This is a genomic window from Bacillus sp. URHA0034, assembly GCF_056280405.1.
In genome coordinates, this window is record NZ_JBWCDK010000002.1 from 2,097,258 (window position 1) to 2,111,255 (window position 13,998).

Annotated in this window: 9 protein-coding genes; all 9 read right to left on the bottom strand. The window is 39.4% G+C overall.

Going from position 1 to position 13,998, the window contains the following annotated elements; genetic code table 11:
• Positions 1-6: 6 nt before the first annotated feature.
• A complete protein-coding gene (locus tag ACZ9EE_RS12065) occupies positions 7-1,020 on the bottom strand; it encodes a LacI family DNA-binding transcriptional regulator (protein WP_476027365.1) in 1,014 nt (337 codons plus the stop codon).
• A gap of 305 nt (positions 1,021-1,325) precedes the next feature.
• A complete protein-coding gene (locus ACZ9EE_RS12070) occupies positions 1,326-2,411 on the bottom strand; it encodes a Gfo/Idh/MocA family protein (RefSeq protein ID WP_476027367.1) in 1,086 nt (361 codons plus the stop codon).
• Between the two features lie 212 nt (positions 2,412-2,623).
• Positions 2,624-6,352, bottom strand: coding sequence for a GH32 C-terminal domain-containing protein (locus ACZ9EE_RS12075; protein ID WP_476032938.1), 3,729 nt, complete (start codon positions 6,350-6,352; stop codon positions 2,624-2,626).
• 130 nt (positions 6,353-6,482) lie between these two features.
• A complete protein-coding gene (locus ACZ9EE_RS12080; protein ID WP_476027369.1) occupies positions 6,483-7,598 on the bottom strand; it encodes a Gfo/Idh/MocA family protein in 1,116 nt (371 codons plus the stop codon).
• A gap of 154 nt (positions 7,599-7,752) precedes the next feature.
• The gene (locus ACZ9EE_RS12085; RefSeq protein WP_476027371.1) at positions 7,753-9,228 is read right to left on the bottom strand and encodes a glycoside hydrolase family 32 protein; all 1,476 of its coding nucleotides are present in this window, start codon (positions 9,226-9,228) and stop codon (positions 7,753-7,755) included.
• Positions 9,225-10,214 carry a carbohydrate kinase family protein gene (locus ACZ9EE_RS12090; protein WP_476027373.1) on the bottom strand — a complete coding sequence of 330 codons (990 nt, stop codon included), beginning with the start codon at positions 10,212-10,214 and terminating at the stop codon, positions 9,225-9,227. Before ACZ9EE_RS12090 ends, ACZ9EE_RS12085 begins: the two co-directional genes overlap by 4 nt.
• A gap of 94 nt (positions 10,215-10,308) precedes the next feature.
• Positions 10,309-11,943, bottom strand: a complete 1,635-nt coding sequence (locus tag ACZ9EE_RS12095; RefSeq protein ID WP_476027375.1) for an ABC transporter substrate-binding protein — start codon at positions 11,941-11,943, stop codon at positions 10,309-10,311.
• 38 nt (positions 11,944-11,981) lie between these two features.
• Positions 11,982-12,866: a carbohydrate ABC transporter permease gene (locus ACZ9EE_RS12100; RefSeq protein WP_222429641.1), complete on the bottom strand. Its 885-nt coding sequence runs from the start codon at positions 12,864-12,866 to the stop codon at positions 11,982-11,984.
• A gap of 24 nt (positions 12,867-12,890) precedes the next feature.
• Complete coding sequence (locus ACZ9EE_RS12105; RefSeq protein ID WP_335573041.1) at positions 12,891-13,793, bottom strand: ABC transporter permease; 903 nt, start codon at positions 13,791-13,793, stop codon at positions 12,891-12,893.
• Between the last annotated feature and the right edge of the window lie 205 nt (positions 13,794-13,998).

A 13,998-nucleotide genomic window follows, 5' to 3' on the forward strand; every position in this document is an offset into this window, starting at 1 on the left:
TTCCCCCTATATTGAAATCGTTTTCAATTTTGACATTGTTGAATCTCTAATTACCAAATCATAGGGTAATAGAATCTCTTGGTGGTTGAGTTCTTTCTTAAAAGCAATAAGATCAATCATTACTTCCATTGCTGTTTTTCCAAGTTCTTCAATGGGTTGTCTAATGGTTGTGAGAGCGGGTTCTACCACTTTGCAGATTGGCTGGTCATCAAAGCCAATGATTGCGATATCATCTGGCACACTTTTACCTATCGACTTTGCTGCCATAATCATTCCAGCCGCCACTTGGTCACTTCCCGTAAAAACTGCTGTAGGTGCTTCTTTCAAATACATCATCGTTCTTAAAACCCTTTTACCATCTTCAAGGTCGAATACATTTGAAAATATCCATTCATCTAGAACTAATAGTCCTTTTTCCGCCAGTGCTTTCCTGTACCCGGCTTGTCTATCCTTAGCCAAGTTACTTTTATCGCCACAGGTGCATGCGATTCTTTCATGGCCTTGTTCGATCAAGTGCCGTGTTCCTATGTAGCCGGCCTCAAATTGATCCATTCGAATGATTGGCACTTTTGTATTTCTTTCATACTCATTACATAAAACCATGGGGCCAAACTCTGCAAATGGTTCAATTTTTCTCCACTCATTTTCATAGGAGGTTAAGATTAAACCGTCTACTTGTTTTCTTCTTAATAGTTCCAGAAAATCCAGCTCTTTTTGTTTGCTATATCTGGTTTGACAAATAAGTAACTGAAGATGGTTCTTTGTTGCTACCATATCCATTGATTCCAGTAAGTAAGCAAAAAATGGATTTGTAAGGACTGGAACTAGTATGGCAATGGTGTCTGTTCTTTGATTCCGAAGCCGCTGAGCTGTTGTGTTTGGAACATACTTTAACGACTCCATTGCTTCACGAACTAACCTCTTTTTATCTTCCGTAACATTTGGGTGATTGTTAAGCACCCTTGAAACGGTAGCTCTTGATAGCCCTGCTCTTTTTGCTACATCAGCAATGGTTGCCAAACAAAATCCCCCCTTTTCCCTCCTTTAAAAATATATTCTCTTTTTATGTAATCGATTTCAAATACAAAAAAGAAAGCGATTACATTTTCACTTTAATGGATTTCCATTCCAAATTCAATATATATTTACAGGAAAGTTATAGATTTCTAGAAAATATTTAAACGTCACATACTTTTCCTAATAAACGATTAAATGACCCTGGTTTGATCATATACCAGGGTCATTTTTATTTATCTTTGATTATTATTCTATTAATATGAATTTTTTTCCATTCCATTCATTTAACAAAGGAATGGAACAGAAGGCTATTTATTAAAATAAACCGCTTCTCCTGTTTGTGCCGATTTATAGATAGCTTCTAAAATTTCGGTAACCACTAGGGCTTCCTCAGGTTTCACGACTGGGTCTGTATTATTTATGATGCTTTCAATCCACAATCTCGCCTCTAATTCTGCTGCACTTTCCGTTTCCCCGTCATAAAAATCAACACCTTTAGCATCTAGATTGATGTGATTTGTATACAACTTGCTGAAATTCTCTCCATTAATACGGAGGCCGTCCCACATATCTGCTCCGCCTTCTGTCCCACACAGCGTACATTGGGCTTCTCCTGTCTGCAGCATATTAATGGCCCAACTAGATTCAAGCATAATCGTTGCACCATTTTCCATGGTAATGTATCCGAAGGCCGAATCCTCCACCTTAAATTTGTCCGGATCCCAAGATCCCCAAGCATTTGCCGCATCCTTCTTGTTTCCAAGCTTATGGAACGTACTTCCTAAAACTGCTTTAGGCTTATAGTTATTCATCATCCACAGGGTCAAATCGAGCGCGTGCGTTCCGATATCGATTAATGGACCTCCGCCTTGCTTTTCTTCGTCCAGGAATACACCCCATGTTGGAACCGCCCGACGGCGAATTGCATGGGCCTTGGCATAATAGATTTCTCCTAGATCTCCGCGTTCACATACCTTTTGCAAGTATTGGCTGTCAGTACGAAAACGGTTTTGGTAGCCGATCGTTAATTTCTTTCCAGTCTGTTTCGCTGCTTCTACCATTCTTCTAGCATCTGCTGCTGTTTTAGCCATAGGTTTCTCGCACATAACATGTTTATCTGCTTCCAAAGCGGCAACTGTAATATCAGCATGAGAATCATTAGGCGTACATACATGGACGACATCGATACACTCATCCTTTAACAGTTCTTGATAATCCGCATAGATTGCAGCATTCTCGGTTCCATATTTTGAAGCTGCCTCAACAGCACGCTCCTCTTCAATGTCACAGAATGCCACCATTTCGACCTGTGAAAGCTTTGCCAGACTTGGCAGGTGCTTTCCCTTCGCAATTCCACCGCACCCGATGATGGCAACGCGTAATTTTTTTGTCATAATCAATTCCTCCTATCTCTTATCAAAATCTCTTTATAGAATGAAAACGCTTAAAAATCATAAATTAATCTTAAATTGTATATTGGTGATTAAACATAGACCATCTAATGAAAACATATACTATTTTGCTATTTTTGTATCATTCTTCCTTTGAACACAAAAGAAATAGCATTCCGTTCGTGAGGAACTGCGAATGCTTTTCTTTTTGAACTTTATCTAATTTCAGATGAAAGGGTCCACTGCTGGCGCTCTAAATCTGGATTCGAATCGTTTAGTGTCAACAACCCCTCTTCGGATATTTCAAGTGCCCTCCCGTTATGAACAGATGTAATGGTTACCGTTCCATTCTCATTTTTTGTAAGAATCCAGCGCTGATTGTTATAGCCCAGATAATTATAGAGCTGAATTTTATTTTGCCCCGTATCAAGGTCAAGTGCCCTGCCGCCCTCAGTACGTATCGAATAAGAACCATATTCGTCACCAGTTGGAATTAAAGTCCAATCAGTAGCTTTGTCAGCATCAGTTATTGTCACAGGCTCCCCGTTCTCTGACTTAGCTGTATAAAGGGCTTTGCCTAGTACTTTATTTGTAAAGCTTGTAACAGTTAAATCAGCTGAAGACAGATTGCTGACATTCGCATTCTGATAGGAAACTTGACCTCCAAATACATTTAAACCAAAATGACCTTCTGCAAAGGTCCCATCCTGTAAATCCATGATTTCCTGGCCATCCACATAGATCTGGATGTGAGGACCTTTCGCTTCGATTTTCACCTTATATGTCTTTCCTGGTTGAATAAAGGCAGGGACTTTCGCTATGACCATACGGTCCTCAAAGCCACCGTCAATCTTGTAAAATAGACGAAAAGCCTTCATATTTGGATCAAGATTGAAGTAATAACCACTTCTGCCGTCTTCACTTGCTCGGAAAAGAATAGAACCTGCTCCGCCCGATTGTCCCAGCATCATATCTGTTTCATACGTAAAATCTCCCGCTGTTTCCTTGGCCACATAGTTGGCATCACTTGTATACGTACCACGAATTCCATTTTCGGTGATGGTCCAGTGGGAGGAAGACAGATCTGATTTCCATCCAGTCAGATTCGTATAAAATTCACCATCGTACACTCTTACCACTACACTTGCAGAAGCTTTTCCATTTGGTAGATAGGCTGTAATGGTCGCTTCACCTTTGCTTCCTGCTTTAAGCACAGCTTTGGAGTTAGCTGCAGAGGCAACCTCCACCACATTAGGATTACTCGATTTCCACTCAATTGGCTGCGTTCCCTTTCCTTTTCCATTTTTCACGGAAGCAAACAAAGTGAGCGCATCGCCAATACTCATCTCTTTTAGATTTGAATCCATGACAATACTGGTACCCTCATCACCGTATGGCCTCCAAGTATTGGATAGCGAATGGACTTTTAAGGATACAACCTTCACCTCTCCACCCTTTGTATAGAAGTTCATGCTGCGACTTGATGGATCAGGAAAAATTACATCAGAAAAAACTATTTTTCCATCATTAGCAAATACCTCAATCGAAGATTCATCTACAAATATATTCATTTTAATACGTTTATTATTTGGTTTTAAAGGAGCTTCATGCAAAGTAGAAAAAAGGCTGGAGAAATCAGTCTCTCCTGACTCGGCACGATCAACGAATAATTGATTGTCCTTTGTTTTATAACCAACAACCGTTTTTTGTCCAGCTCCTTCACGAACATGAAATCCAAATTCGCTTGTCTTACTGTCAGCAGGGATTTCGACCTCTGCTTCTATTTCGAAGGCTCCTGAGTTGATTCCCTTCAATAAGTTGGAAGCATTGGTCGAATTGACTACTTTATTTTGCGCCTGAAATAGAGTACTGCGAATGGACTGCAGCTCTTTAATCGGTGCTTGTGCAAGTCTGATTCCATCAACAGTTTTCACCAATCTTACTTCTCGCGGAATTGTCAGTTCTCCCTTCCAGCCCGTCGTCGGGAAAGCAAATGGATAATCCCAGTTGGTCATCCACGCCAACATTACACGGCGGTTATCAGGCATATTGGCAAAGGACGTCGACGCATAGAACTCCTTCCCGTAATCCGTTTTTAGTACCGCACCCGCTGGATTATCATTAATAAATTTACCCTCAGCTGTTAGATTACCAATAAAATACTCCGCATCGGATCCTTGTGTCTTCGGATTGGCCCCTGTACTGATCATCAGAACCCATTTCTTCTCCCCTGTACCGTCTACCGGAAGTTCGAAGAGATCAGGACATTCCCAAACACCACCGCGAACATAATCTCCATAACCAAAATTATCGGTAAGCTTCCAATCTATTAAGTTTGTTGAAGTAAAGAAGCGAATGTGGTCTCCTCCAGATACAACCATAATCCACCGATTGTTCGTCTCATCTCGGACCACCTTTGGATCGCGGAAATCCCATCCGCCTAGATCGTCACCATTCTTACCCGGATTCTCGATAACGATAGGGTGCTCTGTTGAATATTTCCAGGTACGCCCTTGATCCGTACTATAGGCAAGACCGACCCGCTGATTCCCATTAGGTCCATCTGGGTTAAATGAAGTATAGTAGGCAATCAGCCCTTTACCACCAGCATTAGTGAATAAACCGGAGGCATTTGTTACATCTGCTATGGCAGAACCAGACCATACATGTCCGTAATCATTCCATGGTAACGCAATAGGAAGGCGCTTCCAATTCACCAAATCCTTACTTACTGCATGAGCCCAAGTTCCTCCATCTTGATGGAATAAGTGATATTCTCCTTCGTAATAAACAAGTCCGTTCGGATCACTTACAGAGCCGCGAGCCGGAGTATAATGATAATCTGGCCGATATTTTTCCGTATAATAGCTTGATGCTGGAACAAGATAAGTATCTTGGAAGTATGCAGTCCCTGATGCAACGGTAAAACCGGCAAAGCCTGTACTGTAACTCTGATCCGTCACATTTACTGCTGCATCCGTATATCCATCAACATAAAGTTCAATTTGATTGCCGTTTGTGATAATTTCAAGATGGTGAATGGTACCTTCTTGAGTTTGAAAGTCGCGGTCTGATGTTTTAAGTACAGTACCGTCCGCTTTCTCCAATTGAGCTTTGACCGAGTTTCCTTCTTTGATAAGTACCGCTTGATAACCCGTAGTTCCTTGCTCATTTGTACGAAATAAAAGGCCAGCTTCCGCTAGGTCTTGGTCAAATGATATATTTCCTTCCAAAACAAAGTCGCTTCCACTCTTATTATAGATTTGCTTAGCTTTCCCCCCATTAACGGCAATTCCCTTCAACCCTTTGATGTTTGGTTCCCAGCTTCCTTCCTTATATTGAGAAGAGCCTAGATTGCTAGATAGTTTGCTAACGTTTACATTTTGGAATAAGGCAGATCCATCCCATACGTTAAGACCAAGTAACCCCTTCTTATATAAATCATTATGAACATCAATGACAGGAGCATAATGATCCCCCCAATAAACTTGGAGATGATCACCAACCGCCTTTACCTTCAGGTGATAAATCCCTCCTTCTTGCAGGTTCACTTGGTGTTCGACTTTTAATCTCGACTCATCACGAGCATCACGAAGACGAATAATTCCCGCAGTTGGCACGATTTGCAGCATGTACGAGTCCCACCCATCTTCATTTGATCGGAACACTAATGTGGCGTCTGCGTTCTTGTCGATGATTTTTACATCGGCTTCATAAATAAAATCTTCAGTTGTAACACCCGATATCGCCATGGCATTTTCCTTAGGTTCTGAAGTGAGCAAAAGTCCCTGTTCTGTGTCTTCTAATGTGCCTTTCCCTTTCACTTGCCAGTCTGTTAGATTCGTATTTGCTTTGGTTGTATTTTCAATAATAGTTGAACCCTCCTCGCTTTCTGTCGATTCAGTTGCCCTGCCTGTCGTAGGATGAGTAAAAATCGTTCCCATTGCAGCCGTGATAAGCACGATTGACAAAAATACAAAAGTCCATTTTTTCAAAGTCGATTTCATCCTTTGCCCTCTCTTCCAATTACATTAATTACTAGATTGATAATTTTATTAGAGCTCGATTATAAATTCACTTCTTCGATTCCATCTCATCAAAAACTGTATCTTCATACTTGTGCTTTTTACCATTTAGGATGTCTTTAACTTTGACTGGCTGGCCAATTGTTGCGGATTCTAGTGCAGCAAATACAACTCCTAATGCTTCTAGGCCTCTTTGAGCACTAGAAATAGGTGTCTTATTTTCAACTATAGCATCCCATAATTCTACATAGGAGTGGGCTAATGGATGTTCAACAATATCCGATGCATATCTTTCAATTAGCTCTGGTATTAAAATTCTTTTTCCATCTTCAAATGCTACATGCTGTCCCGGACGAAGACATCCTTTATTCCCATAAATCCACACACCTCCGGTTCTTTCACCCTGAGCCGATGTGGCACACATCCAATGTCCAAGTCCTCCATTTTTAAATTTGAATACTGTAACTGCCGTATCTTCTCCAGTAGGTTTAATTGTCACTTCACCATTACTTAATTCTTTTTCAAAAATTTCTGTATAAGCAAAAACCTCATCAATCGCACCATTAATTTCAGTGAAGAAGTGTGTTCGATGTACACCGTGATCATTAATCCAGCCAGCACCAGCCTTCCCCTTCATATGCCTCCACGGAGTACCAGCGAAAAATCCTCGATTTAAAGAAACTGTCGCATAATCCATAATTAAAGAAACAGAACCAATTATTCCATCTTTTACAGCATTCACCATCGCAACATTAGCTGCACCTAACACACTTGGTTCTGAAACTGTTAGAACACGATTATACTTTTTGGCATCAGAAATCATTTTCTGACCAAAAGAAGGGGTAATTGCTAACGGCTTTTGCATTTGTACATTTACCCCTGCGGCAAAGCAATCTTCAGCTACTGTATGATGCAAATCATGGTTAACCAAAACAGAAACGGCATCTAATTGTTTTTTTTCTAACATCACACGATAATCAGAATATACAGCTGGCCGTTTTCCTAACCTTTTTTCCACCTCTATAGAAAAATTTTCAGCTCTTTCAACCTGAATGTCACATACTGCTGACAATTCAAATATTTCGAGTCCTTTGTTCTTTAACTCCGCTAATCCTTCAACATGTTCAATTGAAATAACTCCACATCCTATAAAGCCTAATTGCATGAAATGCCCTCCTATTAAGTGTTTTATACTCAATTAATGGCTGAAAAAGGGCAGGTTCACTCAGGTTGAAATCTGCCCTTACTCAAATAATTCATTTAGTTTGAAATAACAATTAACTTCAGCAGTTCAGAAAAAGCAAGACTGGATGTAGTCATTAAAAAATCGAAGCCAATTGAACGATCGCTAACGAGGCTAATTTAACTTTCTTATCTGTGGTATATAATTCAATCCCTGTGCTTTTAGGATCAGGGAAGATTAAATCCGTGATCACCACTTGGCCATTGTTCGCAAAAATCTCGACGGAAGAACTATCAACAAAAATTTGCAGTTTAATTCTATTATTCTCCGACTTTAACGGAGCTCCATGCATACAAGGAAAATATTCGTTAAATTCAGTAACCCCCGAGTTAATCCGATTAACAAAAAGGAATTCATTTACAGCGTCATATCCTATTATGGTTTCCTTTGAATCGGAATTTTGGATTTTGATACCAAATTCTGTTGCCGAATGCAGTTCAAATTCAGCAATAATTTCTAACCGATTTCCATTAACGTCAACTGAAACATTTTTCTCCGGTTCAAGAATGAACTGATCCCATGAGCGTTTTTCCCCTCTGATTTTTTCAAGCTCAGCCACTGGAGCTTGAATAAGTCTAACGCCATCGGAGGTTTCTTTTAATGATAACTCCCTCGGAAGGGTCATGGCACTTCTCCACCCGACGGTTGGGGTTTCATTCGCATATTTCCAATTACTCATCCAGCCAATAAAGAGCCGCCGTCCATCTTCATGTGGAATATCTGACCATGTTACTCCAGCATAATTATCTCTTCCATGGTCAAGCCAAAGAACTGTGTCATCAGGGTTATCATTGGTAAACAAGATACCATCAAATTCACCGATAAAGTACTGTGTTCTTGAACCCTCGGCAAATGCAGTATCATTACCAATACTTACAATCATCACCCATTTGCTCGAATCCTTATTTCCGTCAACCGGTAACTTAAAGATGTCAGGACACTCCCAGACACCAGCATGGGATCCAGCTTGAGCACCGAATTCACTAGCAAACTCCCAAGATATTAGGTTGTCTGAACTATAAAACCTTACATGGTTCCCCGCAGCAAGAATCATCATCCACTTATTGGTTTCTTCATGCCAAAATACTTTTGGATCACGGAAATCTGTAATTGATTCCTCCACTAAGACGGGATTTCCTTCATATTTAGTCCAAGTACGTCCACGATCTGTACTATAGGCAAGACTCTGCCTTTGTCTTGGACGGTCTGAATCCGGATATTGATCCGCATGTGTAAAAATGGCTACAAGTCCAGATGCACCTTTAAAAAAACCTGTTGAATCATTCCAATCGACCACCACACTGCCAGAAAATATGTCTCCATGCTCGTCAGGTGCCAAAGCGATTGGATGGTGATCCCAATGAATTAGATCTTTGCTTACAGCATGCCCCCAATGCATGGGCCCCCATGTCGTACCGTAAGGATGGTGCTGATAAAACAAATGGTACTCCCCGGCATAATAAACCATTCCATTTGGATCATTCATCCAGTTCGATTCGGGTGAAAAATGATACTGCGGACGAAACCTTTCTTTCATATCAACGTTTATCATAATGATTCCATTCCCCTTTTAATAAAAACTTGGCTGTCTCTTAATGCGCTAATTTCTTCCATAAATGGCATTGCCGGGATTGCCCCTTTTTTCGTTGTTGCTAAGGCTCCTACGGCATTCGCAAATATTACTATTTGTTTTACATCATTTAAAGTCAATTCAGATAGCGAACGATTAAACTCAAGAATCTGATAAAGAACGCCTGCTAAAAAGGCATCTCCTGCACCTGTTGTATCGATTGATTCAACCTTATAGCCACTGCATTTTCCCACTTTTTCTCCCAAACGGTAGAAGCAGCCTTCTCCTCCCATGGTAACGAAGATTAATTGGGTATGAAACCGATCATAGATATAGGCCGTACCCCTTTGAGGATCTTTCGTGCCTGAAATAAAATCTAGCTCTTCTTCAGATATTTTTAAGACGTTGGCATATCCTAAACCAATAGAAAACATCTCCTTTGCGCGGCTCAAATCCCCCCAAAGATTAACTCTTAAATTGGGATCAAAGGATATGAGTTGGCCCTTTTCTTTCGCATACTTAATCGCCAATAAAGTGGCAGATGCAGCAGGTTCATGTGTCATGGAGATCGTTCCGAAATGGAAAATACGCGTATGATCTAATAACTCTAGATTGACTTCTTGCGCCTTTAACATCATATCCGCCCCAGGATTACGATAGAAACTGAAAGACCGATCCCCTTGTTCATCTAAATGTACAAAAGCTAGTGTTGTATTTGTCTCACTCGAGAACACAAGGCCCTTCGTGTTGATGTTATTCTTCCCTAAAACAGAATGTAAATAATGACCAAACTGATCATTACCTACCTTACCAATAAACGCAGTTTTCTTTCCTAACTTAGCTAGTGCTGCAAGAACGTTTGCTGGTGCTCCTCCTGGATTCCTTTCAAACCGCACTTCACCACTTTCTGATTTACCTGCTGGCGTAAAATCTATCAATAATTCACCCACTGCCGTTAAATCGAACATGTCTACTCACCTAACTTTATGAAAAATAAGCCGAACAGAAACGAAATTCTGTTTCGGCTTGGATGGTCATTCTTTAATTTAATAATCTACTAATTTATTCCCCAGCATTATACTTATCTAAAGCTTTTTGTTTAATGTCTAATAGTTTTGGAAGTCCGTTTTTGTCCAATTGTTTTAAATAGTCGTCCCATTGTTTTTCAATACCGCCTTTTAAAATCCATTCCGCTTTCTTTCTTTCCACATATGGTTTTACCACTGTCTCTAGTTGTGTTAATTGATCTTGATCGTCTTTACCTAAGAAAATTGGTGGATAATTATAGGTTGCTTTCATAAAAGGAACATATATTTTATGCAGGATATCAAGTCTCCAAGCAGCATCATCTGGCATGGTGGTTACCGTTCCATAGTAGTTATTTAAAACGGCCAAAGGCCCATCAACATTTGTTTTCTGCCTTATATCCCAAGGTGAAGCGGAACCAAGCGGTAAATGTTTTAGAGAACCATTGCTGGTAAGTTCAAAGATATTTTGTTGCTTTTTATCTCCATAAGTACCCCAGTTATTTTGTACAGATTGAATTGGTTCATAAGCCTTATCAATCCATTTTACTGTTAATTCAAGATTCTTGTTTGCACTTGTTACGACCATTCGGCCCCTATCAAAACCATATCCATTGGTCCTTGCAACATTGATCTGCCCATCTGGTCCTTTTAATGGAGGAAGTGGAACATAATCTTCATTATTACCAGAAATATTGGCTCTGTCCCACGTAAAGTATAAGCCGTAGCGACCGTTTTTCCCCTTGGCCACATACGTATTCCAATCTTGCGTAAAGGCCTCTTTATCGATTAAACCCTTTTGCTGCAGCTGGTGAAGCCATTCAATTCCCTTTTTATATCCCTCTTGGTTTGCTGTATACATGACTTTCTTATCTTCTGATACTACATAATGATCATAGTTATCGCCTGACCCGAAGGCACCTAAGAGCATAGCCGGATCTTCACCGCCATGGTTAATCATGAAAGACATCGGAATGATATCATTTTTCCCTTCTGGCTTCTTTTCTTTAAACGCAATTAAAACTTTTTCTAACTCATCAGTAGTTGTCGGCATTTTTAAACCTAACTCATCTAACCATTTCTTATTAATCCAAGGTATGTCATCTAACGCTTGAATCGCTTCTTTCCCACTGCCAAGTTCCTCGATCCATGGGAAGGAATAGATATGTCCATCAGAAGCAGTAATTAATTTTTTATATTCCGGGCGAGTATCTAGAACTTTCTTGAAATTTGGCATATATTTATCAATTAGTGTTTCTACAGGGACAATAACTCCTTGTTTCGCGTATCTCAGAATATCATTATCGCTTAAACCCGCTTGAAATACGGCATCCGGCAGGTCGCCGCTAGCAAGTTCTAAGTTTCTTTTATCTCCAAATTGTTCCCAAGGATAATTCGTCCAATCGATATGAACATTTGTATCTTTTTCTACTCTTTTCCAAATTAATTTATCATTTGGATTCTTTGGCGCAATTGGTGAACTTTGTGTTAAAAATTTTAGTGTCACCTTTTTATCTAATGGAAAATTGACATTTTTCAGTTCATACTTTGGTGATGAATTGGCCCCATCTGCCTCTTTTTTCGAACTAGCCGAATTCGAACAACCTGAAGCTAGTAAACTTGTAACAAGTGCTGCTGTTATTAAAAAACTCATTTTTTTCTTTTTCTTCATAATCCCTTCACCCCATTTAATAGTTTAAAATTAATTTTTTAACCCTTTATTGAACCCACCATTACTCCTTTTTCAAAGTACTTTTGGAAGAATGGATATATTATTATTAGCGGCAAACTGGAAATGACAATACTTGAATACTTGACCATTTCCGCAATTTGCTGCAGCTGGGCTGTGTTTTGTGCGTCTTGAATCATGCCAGGTCTAGGCTGCATTTGAACAAGAATTGATCGAAGGACAATTTGTAAGGGCTGTAAATTCTCGCTTTTTAAATAAATCATGGCATCAAAATAAGAATTCCATTGTGCGACAAATTGATATAACACTAATACAGCTATGATTGGTTTACTTAATGGAAGCAGTATTTTAAAGAAAAACTGGATTTCCGATGTACCGTCAACAATAGCGGCTTCTCGTAATTCATCTGGGATGCCCTGAAAGTAGGCTCTTGCTAAAATAATGTTCCATACATTTACAGCACCTGGTAATAAAATGGCCCAAATCGTATCCAGCATATTTAAATTTTTGACTAGCAGATACGTTGGGATTAATCCCCCGCCAAAAAACATCGTTATAATAAAGAGAGTCATCATCAGTTTTCTGCCGACAAAATCCTTCCTTGATAATGGATAAGCGGCGAATAACGTGATTGTAACTGAAATAATCGAAAAAGCCGTGGAGTAAAACAGTGAATTCCTAAAACCTATTAATAGTGATCCATCTTTAAATACTCGTGAATATCCCTGAAGTGTCCATTTGGATGGATTAAGGGTAATCCCACTGTTTAACAAAGTTGCTGGATTTGTAAACGATGCCAAAATGACATAAATTAATGGGATTAAAATAGCAAATACGATTAAGGTCAGGATAATCCCGTTTGTTGTTAAGATGACCTTATCAGCCCTCGTTTGATGCTTAAACATACCTCTCACCTCCATCTAGTAGATTTATATACCTTCTCCTTCATTTAACCGTTTTACGATTTGGTTAACGCTGATTAGTAAGATGACATTAATCACGGCGTTGAAAAGGCCAATTGCTGTTGAGTAACCATAGTCCCCCATCTGCAAGCCAATTTTATAAACATAGGTAGGCAATATTTCAGATGTAGGAAGGTTCATTGATGTTTGCAATAAATACGCTTTTTCAAACCCAAGGCTCATGATGTTTCCGGCAGCTAAAATAAATTGAATCACCATAATCGGTTTAATTGTTGGCAAATCGATATGACGTATTTGCTGCAATATATTAGCTCCATCTATTTTTGCAGCATCAATTAAGTCTTGGCTTACATTGGAAAGTGCTGCTAAATAAACAATCGAGGCCCAACCCGCAAATTGCCAAATATCACTTATAATATAGATCGACCTGAAATAACTAGGTTCTGTCATGAAAGAGACACTGTCTCCACCCAAAAAAGTGATGAAACGATTAATAGGTCCAACCGGTGATAGGAAAATGAAAACGATCCCAACTACAACAACGACTGAAATAAAATTTGGAGCATATAAGACTAATTGAATATTTTTCTTAATGGACACTCTTTTGATTCGATGAATCATAAGTGCTAGAATAATAGGTACAGGAAAGCCAAATATTAATCCAAAGGCACTTAATTTTAGGGTGTTCTTTAAGAGATCCATAAAATCTGGGGTGCTCATAAACTTCTCGAAATTCTTCCATCCAATCCACGGACTACCCATAATTCCTTGTAGTGGATTAAAATCTTTGAAGGCAATAATGGCTCCGTACATGGGTACGTATTTAAAAATAATAAGCAGGATTAAGGCTGGAAGAACAAGGAGATATAATTGATAATTGTTCTTCATATACTTTAAATTCCTCGACATTTTGGTGCCCACTTCTGCTTTCCTTACTTCGTTTGAACCATTCTCTACCTTTTGGTATATCTGTTCCACAATTGCTTCCTCCTCTCAGGGGTATTTTCTTCTTCTGGCTTTACTTTAACAAAATGACTCCTATGAATATTTCAATATTTTCGGTTTAAGGTATTTAATATTTTCGGCACTTCGAAACCGGTTACAACTTGAACAA